This window comes from Anabaena sp. UHCC 0451, from assembly GCF_034931405.1.
GTDB lineage: Bacteria > Cyanobacteriota > Cyanobacteriia > Cyanobacteriales > Nostocaceae > RDYJ01.
The window spans coordinates 125,394-143,639 of sequence record NZ_JAYGHA010000001.1 but is presented as its reverse complement, the minus strand read 5'-3'; the positions used below and the strand labels follow the sequence as shown (position 1 = coordinate 143,639).

14 protein-coding genes are annotated in these 18,246 nt (G+C 36.9%); 6 read left to right on the top strand and 8 right to left on the bottom strand.

Features of this window, described 5'->3' with window-relative positions; translation table 11 throughout:
* Positions 1-32: 32 nt before the first annotated feature.
* From VB694_RS00615 to VB694_RS00605, 3 genes are all read left to right on the top strand, one after another.
* Positions 33-1,739 (top strand): serine/threonine-protein kinase, encoded by a 1,707-nt coding sequence (locus tag VB694_RS00615; RefSeq protein ID WP_323358373.1) that lies wholly within the window; start codon positions 33-35, stop codon positions 1,737-1,739.
* Positions 1,740-1,796: 57 nt separating this feature from the next.
* Positions 1,797-2,663: an Rpn family recombination-promoting nuclease/putative transposase gene (locus VB694_RS00610; RefSeq protein ID WP_323358372.1), complete on the top strand. Its 867-nt coding sequence runs from the start codon at positions 1,797-1,799 to the stop codon at positions 2,661-2,663.
* Between the two features lie 273 nt (positions 2,664-2,936).
* The gene (locus tag VB694_RS00605; protein WP_323358371.1) at positions 2,937-3,215 is read left to right on the top strand and encodes a hypothetical protein; all 279 of its coding nucleotides are present in this window, start codon (positions 2,937-2,939) and stop codon (positions 3,213-3,215) included.
* Positions 3,216-3,226: 11 nt separating this feature from the next.
* On the opposite strand, the gene VB694_RS00600 is transcribed toward VB694_RS00605, so the two are convergent.
* From VB694_RS00600 to VB694_RS00575, 6 genes are all read right to left on the bottom strand, one after another.
* A complete protein-coding gene (locus VB694_RS00600; RefSeq protein WP_323358370.1) occupies positions 3,227-4,015 on the bottom strand; it encodes an ABC transporter permease in 789 nt (262 codons plus the stop codon).
* A gap of 42 nt (positions 4,016-4,057) precedes the next feature.
* Entirely contained in the window at positions 4,058-5,038 is a 981-nt protein-coding gene (locus VB694_RS00595; protein WP_323358369.1) for an ATP-binding cassette domain-containing protein, read from the bottom strand.
* A 48-nt stretch (positions 5,039-5,086) separates the two neighbouring features.
* Positions 5,087-8,608 (bottom strand): AAA-like domain-containing protein, encoded by a 3,522-nt coding sequence (locus VB694_RS00590; protein ID WP_323358368.1) that lies wholly within the window; start codon positions 8,606-8,608, stop codon positions 5,087-5,089.
* An 11-nt stretch (positions 8,609-8,619) separates the two neighbouring features.
* The gene (locus VB694_RS00585; protein WP_323358367.1) at positions 8,620-10,293 is read right to left on the bottom strand and encodes an AAA-like domain-containing protein; all 1,674 of its coding nucleotides are present in this window, start codon (positions 10,291-10,293) and stop codon (positions 8,620-8,622) included.
* 156 nt (positions 10,294-10,449) lie between these two features.
* A complete protein-coding gene (locus VB694_RS00580) occupies positions 10,450-12,096 on the bottom strand; it encodes an AarF/ABC1/UbiB kinase family protein (RefSeq protein WP_323358366.1) in 1,647 nt (548 codons plus the stop codon).
* 344 nt (positions 12,097-12,440) lie between these two features.
* Positions 12,441-13,505, bottom strand: a complete 1,065-nt coding sequence (locus tag VB694_RS00575; RefSeq protein ID WP_323358365.1) for a mannose-1-phosphate guanylyltransferase — start codon at positions 13,503-13,505, stop codon at positions 12,441-12,443.
* 425 nt (positions 13,506-13,930) lie between these two features.
* Between VB694_RS00575 and VB694_RS00570 the strand changes: the two genes are divergently transcribed.
* The 3 genes from VB694_RS00570 (at position 13,931) to murJ (ending at position 17,763) form a co-directional block, all read left to right on the top strand.
* Positions 13,931-15,436 carry an LCP family protein gene (locus VB694_RS00570; RefSeq protein WP_323358364.1) on the top strand — a complete coding sequence of 502 codons (1,506 nt, stop codon included), beginning with the start codon at positions 13,931-13,933 and terminating at the stop codon, positions 15,434-15,436.
* 82 nt (positions 15,437-15,518) lie between these two features.
* Complete coding sequence (locus VB694_RS00565) at positions 15,519-16,025, top strand: pentapeptide repeat-containing protein (protein ID WP_323358363.1); 507 nt, start codon at positions 15,519-15,521, stop codon at positions 16,023-16,025.
* Positions 16,026-16,158: 133 nt separating this feature from the next.
* A complete protein-coding gene (murJ, locus tag VB694_RS00560; protein ID WP_323358362.1) occupies positions 16,159-17,763 on the top strand; it encodes a murein biosynthesis integral membrane protein MurJ in 1,605 nt (534 codons plus the stop codon).
* 37 nt (positions 17,764-17,800) lie between these two features.
* Here murJ and VB694_RS00555 read toward each other — a convergent pair whose 3' ends face one another.
* Together VB694_RS00555 and VB694_RS00550 are read right to left on the bottom strand one after the other, a co-directional pair.
* Entirely contained in the window at positions 17,801-18,040 is a 240-nt protein-coding gene (locus tag VB694_RS00555) for a UPF0175 family protein (RefSeq protein ID WP_323358361.1), read from the bottom strand.
* 17 nt (positions 18,041-18,057) lie between these two features.
* The gene (locus tag VB694_RS00550; protein ID WP_323358360.1) at positions 18,058-18,234 is read right to left on the bottom strand and encodes a hypothetical protein; all 177 of its coding nucleotides are present in this window, start codon (positions 18,232-18,234) and stop codon (positions 18,058-18,060) included.
* Between the last annotated feature and the right edge of the window lie 12 nt (positions 18,235-18,246).

The following is an 18,246-nucleotide window of genomic DNA, read 5'->3' as shown; positions in this document are numbered from 1 at the left end:
ATTCTTCATTCTAAATTCCCCAGTCACCTATTATGAGCCTTTGTATTAACCCAGTTTGTCCTCAAGCGAACCACCCAGACAACGATGAAAACCGCTTTTGTCAAAGTTGTGGTTCTCAATTGGAATTATTAGGACTTTATCGGGTGCTGCGTTTGTTGAGTGATAAAACTGGATTTAGTAAAGTTTATGAAGCCTACCAAAAAGACACACCAAAAATCCTCAAAATCCTTAAAGAAGAACTAGCAAACGATAGCAAAGCCGTCTCATTATTTCAGCAAGAAGTAAATATTTTAGAACAATTACATCATCCTGGTATTCCCCAAGCCGAAGGGTACTTTCAATATCAAACCAGAGCAGGTTTAACCCTGCATTGTATGGTGATGGAAAAAATCGAAGGACCGAATTTAGAACAATGGCTAAAACAACAACAAAACCGCCCCATTTCTGAAGGACAAGCTATAGCTTGGTTAAAAAAATTAGCCGAAATTTTATTATTAGTACATAACCAACAATATCTACATCGAGATATTAAACCATCAAATATAATGATTCGTCCAGATGGACAATTAGTATTAATTGATTTTGGCACAGCCAGGGAAATTACCAAAACCTATATAGCCAATAATGGCAGTATGACATCCATTTCCTCATCTGGTTATAGTCCCAGAGAACAAATGAATGGTCAAGCCTTACCCCAATCAGATTTTTTTGCTTTAGGACGCACTTTTGTATTTTTATTAACGGGATGCCAACCGGCTCAATTATATGATACTCATTTGGATGTTTTAAAATGGCGACATTTAGCAAATCATGTTTCACCATCGCTATTAAATTTTGTTGATTGGTTAATGGCAAATGAAGTTAATAAACGTCCTGAAAATGCCAGAGAAATATTAGATAAATTGACAGATTTAGAAAATCCATTGACAGTAAGTAACGCAGCAACAGTAAATGTAGTCGGTGGATTTTCCACAGAAATACTCAAACAACCAACCACCAACCAAACAGTTAAAGCACCTAAAAAACAACCTGAGAAATTACCATTATTAGCCTTGTTCACTGCGTTAATTGTTTCCTTATTATTACTGTGGACAGCAGCACTAGCAAACCGAAATAACAAATTTACTGTGCTTCCGGCTGACTATGGACAAGCACCAGTTAAAAAAGGCAACGTTGATTATTTTCCGTATGAAGAAGGGAAAGATAGTCAAGGGAGAGTAGCAGAATTTAATATAGCAGTTTTATCAGTAGAATATAAATGGCAATTAGGCAGCACCTATCAAATTAAATATAATGATGAAATTATTAACCTTGACTCTTTAAAATCCAAATTAGAAGAAGAAGGTATCCAGAGAATAATGGAAAACCCTAGCGAGATTATTTCTGTAGGAACAGCTTCCTGTGAAGGTGATGTAACAGCAGAACAAAATCGAGCTTTAGAACGTTCCAAGCAAATTCAACTTTTAGCCAAAAAGATATTTAGTAACACAACTAGCGTCAAAGGTTATCGCTTATTAAACCTGGGACAATTTCAGAGAAAAGATTGTCAAGCAAGTCAAGATTCAACCGCCTATCAACGCAGTATAATTATCATTGGAGTTAAGAAACAAGCTGAAGGAGTAATATTAGATGAAGCATTAAGAGATAGATTAGAAAAAAAGCCATTTGCTGATTTTAAATTAGAAGATTATTCTCTTGGTTCAGCAGATAGATTCAAGACAATTCCTAGTAACTTGTAACATCTCTCTTACTCTGCGTTCTCTGCGCCTCTGCGTGAAATAAATCTTATTAACCTTATGGTCAAAAAAGCAGATATTAGTACCAAAAAACTAATCAGCCTAGCCCCCGAAAATTGGGTAAAATGGGTGACACAAATACCCGACATTATCACCGGAGAAATCATCAATTCAGAATTTCAATGGATAAGCCGGGAAAGCGATGTATTAGTTAAAGCTAACAGTCCAAAATACGGTGAATTTCTGGTACTCAACGAGTTACAATTAAGATATAAGCCAGAAATTCCCAAACGAATGCGGGCTTATACAGCATTAGCGGAGGAAAAATATAATCTTCCCACCTACCCCGTATTAATTAACATTCTCAAAGAGAACGAAGAAGAAATTCCTACCCGCTACGAATCAGAATTTGCTGGTTTACAAGCGCGTCAAGACTACCGGGTGATAAATCTTTGGGAAGTAGATGTAGAAATAGCCTTGAGTCAACCTATTCCTTCACTACTTCCCTTTGTACCAATTCTCAAAGGTGGTGGTGAAGAAGCGATAGTCAGACAAGCATTACAAATGCTCCGTGCAGATGAACAATTAAGCCAATTAGAAACAGTCATGGCTTTTTTTGCTACCTTCGTATTAGATAGCGTTTTAGTTCAGCAAATCATGAGGTGGGATATGGTGGTATTAAGCGAGTCTCCCTGGTATCAGCAGATTTTAAAAGAAGGTGAAAAACGAGGTGAACAAAGAGGTGAAAAACGGGGTATAGTTTCAGGCATTGAACTAAGTTTAGAAATAAAATTCGGTCAAGAAGGTTTACAACTAATGCCGGAAATATCACAAATTTCTGATTTAGAGAAGTTGAAAATTATTCAAAGGGGCATTCTGACTGTAAATAATATTGATGAATTGCGGGAATTTATGGAGAGAAATTAAACTGCTAAAATTTCAGCACCAAGCCCAGGTGATTGGAAATCACTGCTATACAAACTAAGTCCGTCTGCACGGACTCACGGAAAATCAAGGGTTTGAAACCGACGCAGGTGGGTTTTGTATGTATAGCCGTGACTTCCAGTCGCCTGGTGCAAGATGTAAGATTGACCACCATAAAAAATAATCATAGTTATAAATTTTTCTTTTCGCAATCATGATGATGTAGCAAAATATGAGGAAGTTAGATTTAAATAAACTATCAGGTGGAGGATAATTGTGTTAGAAAAATCTTTCTTCTATCAAGAAATTATGCACAAGGGTAGAGAAGAAGGACGGCTAAAAGAAAGGCTGTCAGGAATTGAGTTGGCTTTAGATATTAAATTCGGTGCTGAAGGTTTGGAACTAATGCCAGAAATAGCACAAATTTATGATTTAGAAATTTTAAGAACTATTCAGAAAGGCGTTCTCACTGTAAATACTCTAGAGGAATTACAAGCAATAATTCAAAGTATTCAGATACCACCAAATGAAATCATTGAACCTGAAAACTCTTAATTATCAATTATTCATGCTCCCATTCCAGAATACTGCTTTAATCCTGCACGCCATAATAAGCGATTTGCACCTAAAAAGATGAGTAACCAACCTAGAATGGATAAAAATCCCCTGGTTAAATCTACTGGTAAACCCACCAAAATACTGGCAGGAAAATGAATTAAATAGGGAAATGGTGTAAACATAACCACGTTTCGCACAGCTTCTGGAAAGACTTCTAAAGGTGCAATCAGACCTGATAAAAACAGAAAAAACAATAACCAAAAATTTTCTAATGCTGTAGCTCTTTCTGTCCAAAAAGCGAACATAGCAAAGGTATACTGAATTAAAAATCTTAATGCAAAAGCCAGAAACGCAGCTAAGATAAATAAGAATAAATTAGATATACTCGGCAACCAAAAAGCTTGGGGATATAATAGAAAAAATAATCCTATTAATAGAAAGACAAAAGGTATCCGCGCAAATCTTTCAGATATGTGAGTAGCTAGATGATGAAATACTGGGTCTATAGGTTGTAATAGTCGGGGTGATAGTTTACCTTCTACTACCTCTTTTTCAAAATCATAAATCACCCACACAACGGTAAGTTGTCTAACCAGAAAAACAGCAAAAAAGTAACGAGCAAAATCTACAGGCTGAAGACCAAAGTCTCCCTCTTCTGACGCTTTTATCCATACACCCATGAGAATAATTGGTAAAGAACCAGATAAAACCCATAATATTAGTTCTGAGCGATATTCCAGCATATAGGCATAATATACTGTTAGTAAAGTCAGGATTTTTTTGAAAGTTTGTTTCATAGATAGATATTTTATTTAAATTTGACTATTTCCTATTCCCTTTTAAACAACACCAGATTGAAAAACTCTACCTATTACTTCTTCTACTGGTGGTTCAGTGACTGTTAAATCTACCACATCCAAATCAGCTAAAATTTGTGATACGGTGCTAGTTAGTGCTTCTCTCTGGACAATAAACCGCACTGAGCGACCTTCTAAAAGTTGAATATCACCATAGGACATCAGTTTTTCTGCGGGTAATGGTTGAGCTAATTCTACATAAATTTCTCGGTAGGGTGCGAAGTTTTCTAAGAGTCCATCTAGTCTACCATCATACATTAATTTTCCTTGGTGTATTACGAGGACACGTTGACACAAAGCTGTGATATCTGTCATGTAATGACTTGTTAATAATACCGTTGCTTGATAGAGTTGATTGTATTCTCGTAAAAAGTCCCTTACTCCTACTTGAGCATTAACATCTAGCCCTAAAGTTGGTTCATCTAAAAATAAAACTTGGGGACGGTGTAAAAGTGCAGCTAACAGTTCTGCTTTCATTCTTTCACCTAATGAAAGTTTTCGGACTGGTTGGTTAAGCTTACTTTCTAGAGATAGCATTTCTGTTAATTCACCAACTCGTCGATGAAATTCTTGATCAGAAATGTTGTAAACTGCGGCGTTGATTTTTAAGGAATCTATTGCTGGTAAGTCCCAAATTAATTGCTGTTTTTGTCCCATGATGAGGGTAATTTTTTGCAAGAATGCTTCTTGACGACGAAAGGGAATTTGTCCAGCAACTTTGACTTTTCCAGTAGAGGGATGAATTAAGCCTGTGAGCATTTTTAAAGTTGTGGTTTTACCAGCACCATTAGGCCCTAAAAATCCCACTACTTCCCCTGGTTCGATGCTAAAGGAAACATCCTGAACAGCATTAATATTGCGATATGTACGGCGAAAAAAGTGGTTGATAGTTCCACGAATGCCCGGATCTTTAATAGCTACTGGATAGGATTTACTGAGGTTTTCTGCTATGATTATTGACATAAAAAAATATTTCCTTCTACTTTCTGCTTTTGAGTTTCTACCTCCTACTTAAGGATCACACAGATGGCGATCAGAAAGCTTCTCTCTAGGGGAATCATTTTTTGCTAATTCTTGATTATTCTGTAAATAATCCCTGATCCAATTACAAGCATAATCTAATTCATTGAGGGCAAAAATTCGGGGTAAGTCCCAGATAATTGCGGTGCGATCGCTGCTGACAGAAACTAAACTTTTACCATCAGGACTAAAGGATAAGGAATACACCAGCCCACGATGGCCAAATAGGCTAATTATTGGTGTACCATCAAGATTCCAGAGATTGATTGTGTTATCTTCACTGGCAACAGCTATCATTCGTCCATCTGGACTAAATTTGAGCCTGTTCAATCTGGCTTTTGACTGGACTAATGTTTTTAAGAACCGACCATTACGTTGCCATAATTTGATAGTACGATCATCGCTTAACGATGCAATTAATTCACCATTGGGACTAAAGGCAACATCAAAAACTTGGTTATTATGTCCTTTTAAGGTATTTAGGAGTTTACCTTCCCTATTCCATAAACTTACTGTTTTATCTAAACTAGCAGTTGCTAACAACTTACCATCAGGACTAAAATGCACACCAAAAATAGGTTCTTTGTGTGCGGAAATTGTTTTTTGTAACTGAAAACTGAATGGTTTTTGATCATCTCTTTTCCACAGTCGCAGGGTTTGATCATTACCAACAGAAGCGAGAAGTTGACCATCAGGACTTAAGGCAATATTTTCGATTGGTGCAGTGTGTCCTGGTAGAGTTTCTATCAGAGTGCCATCTATGTTCCAGATTTTGATAGTTTTATCATAACTGGCAGTCGCTAAATACTCGCCATCAGGACTAAAGACAACAGAGGTAACTCCACTTTCGTGTCCTTTGAGACTTCTAAGTAATGTACCATTAGGTTGCCAAAGATTAATGACATAATCCCAACCTGTGGTAGCAATGATTTTACCATTAGGACTAATGGCAGCTTGTGTTAAGTTGAGTTGATGTCCTCTTAAAACGGTGATTAAAGGATTTTCTAACTGCCAAAGTTTAACACTACTATCTAAACTACCTGTGGCTAAAATTTTACCATCAGGACTCCACGCGATCGCCCAAATTGCTGCTTGATGTCTTTCCAAAGTTCCTAAATCTTTACCATCCAGACTCCACATTTTTACTACTTTATCCCAACTGGCAGCAGCAATAGTTTTCCCATCAGGATTAAAGGTAATAGCAATTACTGAATATTGTCCCTCAAAAGAGTTTATTTTTCTACCATCAAGACTCCAAATCTCCATCTTTTTATTATTACCACCTGTAGCTAAAAATTTACCATCAGGAGAAATTGCTAAACCTCTGACAGCATCTTTACCACGATTAAAGGTAACTAATTTTTTCCCGTTTCTACTCCAAAGTATTGCTGTGCCGTCAAAACTACCTGTGACTAATTCTTCACCATCAGGAGTAAATATTACTTTATAAATATTGAGTTTATGAGCTTTAATAATAGTCAGTTTTTCTGCTTCTAAATTCCACAATCCTAAGTTACCATCATTCATGCCAATTGCCAGCAGTTTACCATCAGGACTAAAAGCTATACTTTGAACTTGTGCATTAACAGAAATAGTTTTCAACTCTTGACCATTTAAAGACCAGAGTTTGATAGTTTTATCAATACTACCAGAAGCAATCATTTTACCATTAGGACTAAAAGCAACTGTCAAAACTGTGGAATTATGTCCTTTAAATGTACGGAGTAATTTGCCATTTTGCTGCCACAACCATACTTGATCCCGACTAGCAAGTGCTATTATCTGACTATCAGGACTCCAGGCTAAATCCCAAATAAAACTGAGATTATGACCTGAAAAACGATTCCATTCTTGCGCTCCATAACTTGCTTGACGCAAAACATTATTTGTTAGTTTTTCCAGGTCAGGATGATTAATTTTTAACTCCTTAAATTCTCTTTTGGCTTTAATTGCATCTTGTAAAGCTTCTAATCCTTGATGAGACTTAAATCGAGCTTCTGATGAAGATGTTAGTGCTTCAATTTCACTTATTTTTGCTAATCTTTCGCTCTGACGAGACTGACGATATAACCAGAAAGTTATCCCTCCTAAACCCACAGCCGTTAAAAAAGCTATACTAATTACTCCTAATAAAAATTTTTGTAAGCGAGCATTTTTTTGTTGTTCAAGCAGTTGAATTTCAATACTTTTGGCTCTTTCTGCTACTAAAATAAGTTGTTGTTCTCGGTGTTGTAATTCTGCACTTTTACCTAAAAATTGATGATCTAAATTTGTTAAACTTTTATCCCAAGCCCAAGCTTGAGCGTCTGCTAGTGCTTGTCCTCTCAATAAGCGAGATTCATCAGTTTGTTGGGAAGTTAACCAAGCATCAAAAGTTTGAGAGTAAGGACGTAAATTAGCTAATTGTTTTTCTACCCAATTGAAATTAAATACTTCAGCATAAATGCGATTTTTAACAGTTAACAATCCTGCTTTTTTGACTACTAAACCTGAAAGCAACAATTCTATTTGCTCTCTACTCTCATCAATTGGTACTTTGGCACCTTGCAAAATCTGCTGATATATTCCCAATAATTTACCAGCCAGTTGTTGATTATAAAGTATCCGATCTCGGATTGTTTTTAAATGTTCTGGTTCATCATGATATTCCCAATTTTGAATAATTTTATTATCAATAATATTCTCGATCCAAAATTCTTCACTACCTCCAATAAAATCAAGAAGTTTAGCTTCTGTTTTAAATTCTAGTCCAGTAATTAAATTACATATTTTTTGGGTTAGAAAAGGCTGTCCTTCTGTCCAAGATAAAACTTGTTTTATTATTGCTTTAGGATTAGGCGCAAATGCTTCTAAACCTCTAATTAAAGAATCTACATCTTCTATTTTAAATCCTGTTAATTCAATAGCCTTACCAATATTAAAAGGTGTTCTTTTAGGATCTTGAATTAAATCGGATGGGGTAGCAACTCCAAAAATTGCAAATGTCAACCGCTTGTATTCTGGTTCTATTGCTCTTTGATTATAGCAGTATCTAATTAGGGCAAAAAAATCATCTACCTGAAAATTTAAACTAAGAATACTGTCTATTTCATCTATAAAGATAATGAGTTGATCTTCTGGGAACTGAATTAATAACTCATCAAAAAACCTGCTTAAATTTTGCAATAAAGAAATATCATCTCCTGCTTGCCACCATAATTTTAAATTTAATTTACCTAATAGTTTAAAGCCTCTCCATAAATCGGCAACTATACCTTTATACCATTGACTTGGGGTAATATTCTCACTGCCAATATTAGTCATATCAACAGTTGTACATTTAAATCCTTCCTGTTCTAAACGATGTTTTGCTCTCACTAATAGAGATGATTTACCCATCTGACGACAGTTAAGAACATAGCAAAACTCCCCCTGTCTTAAAGCTTGATACAATTCTATATCAGCTTCTCTTTCTACATAACTAGGAGCGTTATTTGTAAGGCTACCACCAACTTGATAGGTATAATTATTCATAATACTAATATTTATGGTTCAGAATAGCCAAATTTAAATTTGGAACTTAAAATAGTGCGATCGCGTCCCAACTGCTTGGCTTGATATAGTGCTTGATCAGCCGCTTCAAAAAATTCCCTTAAAGAAAAATCTGCTAAAGGAATAACACAAGCAATTCCTAAGCTAATTGTGACTCTAGTTATATTTGTTTCTTGAACTTTTTTAGTTAAAAAAGGAATTTTAATTCTCAATGATTTTACCGTTTCTCTAATATCTTCAGCAATTATTATTGCTGCTGTTGCGTCTGTTTGTGGGAGAATTACAGCAAATTCTTCACCACCATAACGAGCGACTAAATCACCTGGACGTTTTATTAATGAAGCAATGGCTTGAGTAACTTGACGCAAACAATCATCTCCAGCTTGATGTCCGTAAGTGTCATTATAAAGTTTAAAGTTATCTATATCTGCTAATATTAAAGATATGGGTTCTTGGATTTTTTTCATCCTTGTCCATTCTAATTGGAAGCGATTATCAAAATACCTCCGGTTAGCAACTTGAGTCAGTGTATCAACATTTACTAATAATTTCAATTTTTCATTTTCTTGTTCTAGGTTTTGTAACCGCATATAATGATTTTTATTTATCTCTCCAATTAAATTCTCTTTTTGAAAAAATAAGCGATACATTTCACAAGCAGGTTTAATGTTTTCACATTCTAATTTAATCAGCCCTAAACTATCTAATTTATAAATTAAATTTGTAGATATGTGGGTAGATTGTTGGGAATTTATAATTTGATCATAAGCTTTAGATAATTCTGAATTACTGTGTAATCTCGTCAACAAACACCGTAAATGATTGCTATAAATGCCGTTATAACTAATAGCCGTTGCTAGGAGTTCTGGAAAAGAAATCTTTTGTTGCTGAAGATGATATAAACCTAAATGAATTAAATAAGGATGTCCACCTACAAGCTGCATTAATTGTTCGACAGCACTACTATCAAACCAATTCAGTTCGTTTCTTTGAGCAAATTCTGTTACTTGTTCCCCATTAAATTCGGGAATTTTTAAGGCTAACCCCACATTAAAGGGAGATTGATTGACATTTAAAGGAATATAAACTTCTGTAGAGTGAATTACTACCAGACGCAAATTTTGCCAAATTTCAGTTTGTTTAGCTTGTTCATGCCAACTTCTTAATAAAGGCAAAAAATCTTGAGCAATTTGCGGATGTTCAAAAATATAATTTACTTCATTTAACACCAAAATTAATGGACTCTGAATTTGTTCTAATAAATACCCCTCAAAATAAATTGAAGCACTAATTTTACTACCAATCTCCTCATCCCAATAATCATTTAGATTGGGTGCAAGGGACAACTGACGCGCAACATTAATACAAAACCAGCGCAAAAATTTGTTAAGACTCACAAAAATTTCGCTATCTGCCTGTTTAAAATCTATGGTAACTATTGAGTATCCTTGATTCATGGCTTGGTCAATTAACCGTAACATCAAGGAACTCTTGCCCATATTAGAAGATGCTTTAATGCGGAGTAACCCCCCAGGGTTGTTCAACTCTGTATAAGCATCGCTTTCAATTGGAGGACGTTCAATATAAAATCGGGAATTGGATGGCAGTGGATCACCTGGTAAAGGGATATTTTTCACCATCTGGAAAATAGTTGGTTGATTTAACATGAATATTTATTTTCTGACGTAAATTAATGTAATTACATTAATTGTTTAAGTATAATTATCTAAGTAATCTGCGGTTATGTTAAGCCTCTTGTGAAAATCAGATAGAAAAGTTAACAATTGCAATCTAGATCTGCTCACTTAGCTGAATTTATTTATTTACTTCAAACGTCCTGAGCGTAAAATACTAATAATTAACCATAGACCTAATAAACTAGCAGCAGCAAATAACACACTGCTCACATAAGATAATTGGGATGTTGTAGCTCTAGTAGAAATAATTGCTGCCCCCATGATCAGCGACCCTACTAAGATGCTAAAAGATAGACGGTTGGCAGCATCGTCCATTGTCCGGCGTACACCGTCTAAACCTCTTAATGATAAATTCCATTGTAGAGTTTCGGATGTTACACGGTCTAATAATAATTCAATTTGCCGGGGAGATTGTAAAGAGAGACTTTTGATATCTAACGCAGTACGGAGAAGTGAACGTACAGGACTATCTCCCAATAACTGACGACGAAACAAATCTGTAATTAATGGTTTAATTTCATCAAATAAATTAACTTCTGGGTTAAAGGTACGCGCTACCCCTTCTAAATTTGCTAAAGTTTTGGCATATAAACCCATATTGCTGGGTAAGCGAATTTTATTATTGCGGGCAATTTGTAAAATTTCATAAATTATTTGACTGAAATTGATCTCAGTCAGGCTGATATTATAATACTTTCGCAGCATTCGCTCATAATCATTTTCTAACCGAGATAAAATAACTGGTTGAGCAGAATCTGAGAGTTGCAAAGTTAACTGAGCGCATCTTTGAGCATCTAAATCAACAATTGCCAACAACATTTCTGTTAATATTTGCTGAGTGCGGGGATCAAGTCTACCCACCATGCCACAATCTAAAAGAGCAACACGTCCATCTGTGAGATAAAACAAATTTCCAGGATGGGGATCAGCATGAAAGAAACCATCAATATATAGTTGCTGAAAAAAGACCCGAAACAGTAAAGTAGTGACGGCTTTGCGTTTAGTGATCAGGTCTTGACCATTATCGTTAATACTTAAATCTGCGGTAAGCAAAGGTACTCCATCTAACCACTGCATCACCAGTAACTTTTCTGTAGTTAAATGCCAGTAAATTTCGGCAACGACAATTTGTGTCGTATCATACCAAGGACTCTGGGATAAATTACGGCGTAGTTGGTCGGTGTAGCCAGCTTCTCGTGTAAAATCTATTTCTGCTTCTAAGGCTTTAGTAAATTCCTCAGCAATAGATTTAATATCAAAAGTTTGTCCAAAATCTGTCCGTGCTACCAAATCGGCGAGACCTTGAATTAAAGCAATATCCTGGATAATAGTTTCATCAATTCCCGGACGTTGCACTTTCAGGGCTACTTCCCGTCCATCGGTTAAAGTAGCGCGATGGGTTTGGGCAATTGATCCCGCAGCTACTGGAATGTGATTAATTGTAATAAAAGTTTCTTCTAGTGAATGTTTTAGCTGTTTACGGATCACTACTTCTACTTCTGACCAAGGAACTGGTGGTACTTCGTCTTGTAAACTTGACAGTTCCTCAATGTAAGCCGCACTTAATAAATCTGGCCGAGTAGAAAGTAGCTGACCGAGTTTGACATAAACCGGACCCAAATCCACCAAAATATTTTTTAAGACCGCAGGTGTAGGTAGTTGGGGTTGATCAGTTTTGCCCCCAGTCAGTAACCTTCGCATATAGTCCCAACCATTGCGGAGGACTACTTCAATAATTTCACGTTGTCGAGGCACAGTTTGAGTTAAGAACATTTTGAGGATTGGGGATTGAGGATTGAGGATTGGGGATTGGGGATTGGGGATTGGGGATTGGGGATTGGGGATTAGGGATTAGGGATTAGGGATTAGGGATTAGGTGATTGGTAATTGGGGATTCGGTGATTGAGAAAAACTCCTCAGTCCCCAGTCCCCAGTCCCCAGTCCCCAGTCCCCAGTCCTCAGTCCTCAGTCCCTAGTCCCCAGTCCCCAGTCCCCAATCTCCAGTCCCCATCCTGGACTAAATACTGTTGATCAACCTAAATGTCACAGAATACAATTGGGCAGTCTAGTTATAATTGAAAACAGCACTGTTGAGCCTCTACCAAGGGTGTTAACTTTTACAGCAAGTCCGTAAATCGGGGATCATTTTGCAGGGTTTTAAGGATTTGCTTAATTTCTTGAGTACGTTCCTTTTTAACTACCAGGGTAACATTGCGATCGCGCACAATCACTACATCTTCTAACCCAATCGTCACAACTACATCATCTGCATTGGAGGCATAAACAATTGCCCCTTGGGTATCTAGCCCTACGTGGGTAGCTAATTCTACATTAGGATTATCTTCTTGTTTGAGTAGACGTTCAATCGCATTCCAGTCACCCAGATCATCCCAACCAAACTCCACTGGTAAAACGTATGCTAGACTTGTTTTTTCCATCAGAGCATAATCTATACTCTTCTTAGGCAACTGGGGGTAAACATCAGGGCCTTGTTGTTCTAAAGGTTCGATAATTTCTGGGGCATGGATACGTAGTTCTTCCAGAACCACCCCAGCCCGAAAGACGAACATACCACTGTTCCAGCTAAACCGTCCTGTTGATAAAAAAGTTTCAGCTGTTTCCAGATTGGGCTTTTCAGTAAAGCGGTTGACGTGATAAGCTGGCAAGTTATTAAAACTACCAATTTTTTCACCTTGTTCAATGTAGCCGTAACCAGTTGATGGAAAAGTAGGCTTGATCCCCAAAGTGACAATCGCTGCTGTGCTAGTCGCTAACTGCGTAGCCGCACTCAATGTATGTGCAAACACATCTTGATCTGCAATCCAGTGATCAGCGGGAAAAAAGCCAATGACAGCATCTTCTCCATAACGCTTTTTAATTTCTAAACTTGTCCAAGCCACGGCAGCAGCTGTATCTCTACCCTCTGATTCAATCAGCAAATTAAGCTCTGGCAGATCGGGTAATTGTTCTCGTACTCCTTGAGCGATTTGGCTAGAAGTTATCACCCATAAGTGATCCCAGCCACCTGCAAGTGTTAGCAACCGATCAGCGGTAGCTTGTAGTAGGCTTCTAGAACTGCCATCGAGACTTAAAAATTGCTTTGGTCTGTGCCGGCGACTGAGAGGCCAAAAACGCTCACCTTTACCGCCAGCCAGAATTACAGGGATCAGTAAATTGCTCATGTTGTTATATACACCTATTGCAGAACAGTACCAGTGTACATTCATTCAATTTGGGATTTTGGATCATAATTGAAAGATTAAAGGATTAACAAGATTAATTTGCAGATTACAGTAGCAGTCAGTGGTAAAACTTTCTTAGTACATAATCAAGAAAATTTATTTTGTACTTTATTTACCTGCAAGATGCTGTATTAATATTAATCCTGTATTCCTGACGTAAGTGTAAGCCATTTATTCGTTCATCTTGTTGAGATTTGGGATTTTGGATTGTCTCTACTGATAAATCACCATCCTTACAAATGTAAGATTTATGACTTAGTTTAAAGTAGAGAACAGCAATAGCTTAAAAATCTCAATAAAAATCTGGCAAAATTTGTAGCTTGCATTAACATACCTTTAGGGAGTGGTTGAGTGGGGAGATAATTGTGATAAAACAAGTTCAATGGTCGGAAAATCAAGTCATACCTCAACAAACAACAGCATTAGATCAAGAGGGAAAACCACAGCAATTTCAACGGGTAGAAAATCAGGTCATACCGACCCCAATACCAGCATCGGGAACAGAGGTTAAAGCAAAACAGCCAGCAAATAATCCGCTTAACGTCGTCGAGTCAGTAGGTGCTATTCCTAATGAACTCTATGATCGCTTAGGGTTAACAATGCCCCGCTGGCTATTGTGGATATTAACTTTTGTTGTGGGGATTATTTTATCTGGGTTACTAGTATCAACTTTGGCACTGTGGACTCCTCTGTGGAGTAATTTAGATCAAGCTAAAGATGATGATTTTGGATCTACTAGTAAAGACCAAGTAAAAGTACCAGGGGATTTATGGAATAAACTTTCTCAGTATCAACTATCAAAACCCATGAATATTTTAGTCATGGGAATTGAACCAGTTAAGGGTACTGTTGACGGTTCCCCAGAAAGTTTTGCTGGTAGCAGCGATACCATGTTGCTAGTCAGGCTAAATCCCAGCGATAAATCTATTCGTGTGCTTTCTATTCCCAGAGGGACAATGATTTCCCTGCCACAAGAAGGATTAACTAAGGTATCTGAAGCTAATACCAAAGGTGGTCCAGTATTAGCCGCACGGGTAGTTAGTCGTACTTTAAGCAATGCTCCCATAGATCGCTATATTCGTATTTCTACCAGCGGCTTGCGGCAATTAGTTGATCAATTAGGCGGGGTAGATGTATTTGTACCTCAAGCCATGAATTATCAAGATAATTCCGCTAGTTTATCGGCGAATTTAGTGAGCGGTTGGCAAACTTTGAACGGTGAACAAGCAGAATTGTTTGCCCGTTTCCGGGAATCCAATGTAGGCGATATACCAAGAGTGCAGCGCCAACAGGCACTAATCACAGCTTTGGTTCAACGCTTAAATAGTCCCACAGTTTTACCCAGGTTGCCCCAAATTACTCGCATTATGCGAAAGTATTTTGACACCAATCTGAAAATGGAAGAAATGATGGCATTAGCGAATTTTTCCGTGAATGTAGAACGGGATAATTTCCAAATGGCCATGCTACCTGGTACGTTTAGCAAATTTAGTAAAGACCCTGATAGCTATTGGTTGAATCTCACTGGACAACAAAGCTTATTGAATAATTATGTTGGGGTGAATATACCTGGGCTTAAACCAGATTTACGTCCTGTTTCTCGCCTCAAAGTTGCTATTCAAAATGCTTCCAATCAACCTCAGTTAACGGAAAAAGTTATTACCTATCTCAAAGAAAAAGGTTTTACAAATATTTACACTGTTCCCGATTGGCCTGATACCCAACGCCAAACGCAGATAATTGTTCAGAAAGGAAACCCACAACCAGGAGTAGAATTGCAAGAAGTTTTAGGATTAGGTCAAATTGACATTTCCGCAAATGGCGATTTAGAATCTGACCTCACAATTCGCATTGGTAAAGATTGGAAATAGTCATTAGTTATTAGTCATTAGTCATTAGTTAAAACATTAACCAATGACCAATGACCAATGACCAATGACCAACTATAAATTTATGAAAAAGATTTTGTTGAGATTTTTTAGTTTAATATTGATTTTGCTTCTAGCTTGGTTGTGGATAATTATCAATCCTAAACCTGCCTTCGCTCAAACCAACACTATTAACTATAACAACGCCTCTTTAGAAAATCGTGACTTTTCTAACATTGATTTAACAGGAGAAAATTTTGTAGCCGCAGAAATGCGCGGGGCAAACTTTCAAGGTGCGAATTTAACTAACGCCATATTAACGAAAGGTGTATTATTAAAGGCAAATTTACAAGATGCTAATTTAACAGGTGCTTTAGTTGATCGTGTTACCCTAGATGGTGCTAATCTCAAGAATACTATTTTCACAGAAGCTACTTTAACCCGTAGCCGCTTTTTTGATGCAGATATCACTGGTGCTGATTTTACAGATGCTTTAATTGACCGTTATCAGGTTTCGCTATTGTGTGAACGGGCTGATGGTGTTAATCCTGTAACTGGTGTTTCTACAAAAGATAGTTTGGGTTGTAGGTGAGTGAAAAGCTATTCTCCGAATACTTTTTTAATGTACGGGCGAAGCATTCAGAAAATAGCCTTGAGAAAAAATCGGTCATTTATCGCCTGAATGCTTCGCCCCTACGACTAATAACAATTGATAACTGATATTCGTGACACAACAAGATCAAAAACCCTCTCGTTCTTTCGCTGGTATTGCTGGTATTGTTGCCGCAGCCACATTAATTAGTAAAGTATTTGGTTTAATTAGACAACAAGCCATAGCGGCTGTTTTCGGTGTTGGTGCTGCTGCTACTGCATACAGTTACGCCTATATTATCCCTGGCTTTTTGTTAATTTTACTCGGTGGTGTCAATGGACCATTACATAGTGCCATTGTTAGCGTTTTAGCCAAACGTAAACGAGAAGAATCTGCACCTCTAGTAGAAACAGTAACAACCATAGTTGGTGGGTTACTGTTGTTAGTCACAATTGCTCAGATTTTTTTGGCAGCACCAATCATTGATATAGTTGGTTATGGTTTAGAACCTGCCACGAGAGAAATTGCCATTCGTCAACTGCAAATAATGGCTCCTATGGCCTTATTTTCCGGTTTAATTGGCATTGGTTTTGGTACTCTCAACGCAGCAAATCAATATTGGTTACTTTCAATTAGTCCGTTATTATCTAGCGTTACCGTAATTGCAGGTATTGGGATTTTGGCTTTGCAATATGGCAAAGATATCATCAAGCCAGAATTTGCTTTAATCGGTGGCATGGTATTAGCTTGGGGAACTTTAGCTGGTGCGATTTTGCAATGGTCAGTGCAATTAATTGTGCAGTGGCGGTTAGGTTTAGGAACATTAAGACTAAGATTTGATTTTAAATCTCCTGCTGTTCAAGAAGTCATTAAAATCATGACTCCGGCAACAATTTCTTCGGGAATGATGCCGATTAATGTCGCAACAGATTTATATTTTGCCAGTCCAATTAAAGGTGCAGCCGCAGGTTTTAACTATGCCAATTTATTAGTACAAACTCCATTAGGAATTATTTCTAATATTATTTTACTACCTTTATTACCTATATTTGCCAAATTAGCTGAACCAGAAAACTGGCCTGATTTAAAATTACGCATTCGTCAAGGACTGTTATTAACTGCGGTAACAATGCTACCTTTAGGGGCGTTAATGATAGCTTTATCTGAGCCAATTGTGCAGGTAGTTTATCAACGGGGAGCATTTAAACAAGAAGCTACAGAGTTAGTTTCTTCTTTATTAGTTGCCTATGGTATTGGGATGTTTGTTTATTTAGGGCGTGATGTTTTAGTAAGAGTATTTTATGCTTTAGGTGATGGACAAACACCTTTTAGAATTAGCACTTTTAATATTTTACTCAATGCTGTTTTAGATTTTATCTTAGTTAAACCTTTTGGTGCGCCTGGTTTGGTGTTAGCTACAGTTGGGGTAAATTGCAGTTCAATTTTAATGTTATTGTGGTTGTTAAATCGTAAATTGAACGGTTTACCTTTGCGGGAATGGAGTTTACCAATTCTGGGTTTAACTGCGGGTAGCGTTGTTGCTGGAGTTGCAAGTTATGGGACTTTGGTTGGTTGTCAGCAGGTTTTGGGAAATAAGGGTTTAGTTGTTTTAATAGTTGAGTTGTGTGTTTCTGGTGCAGTGGGAATTTTTGTATTTGCGGTTATTGCTGGGATGATGAGAATACCGGAGGTTAATAGTTTTGTGGTGAAGATGCGGCAGAAATTTCTGAAGAGGTAGATTTAGCTACAATGGGAATTCTATTTCTGGTTACGCCTTAAAAACCTGCTTGAATAGTATTTACATCTTCCAATAAATCAACTTCAGTATAATATCGTTCAATTTTTCTTGTTCCTAAAAGTCGCTGAAATTCCCAAACAGACAAATTAGCTAAACGTCGCGCTTGACCAAAAGTAAAGATATTTTGATCATACAATTGTAATGCCAATTTTTGACGAATAGCTTGCTCACCTTCGTTAATTAAATCAGATGATAATTGTGAATTAATGGAACTCATAAGCTATTACTATATTTTTAATATTGATCTAATTCTAAAAAAAGTTCTTCAGCATTCCACACTAAATCTTCATCAGATAAAGGTGGAAAGTCTAAATTTGTAACCCGTTTCAAAATTTCCCCAGCTATTTCTAGTCTTTCGGATTCTGGTAAACTATCAAATGTGCTTAATAATTCTTTCACTAAAGTATTCATATATTTCTTCCT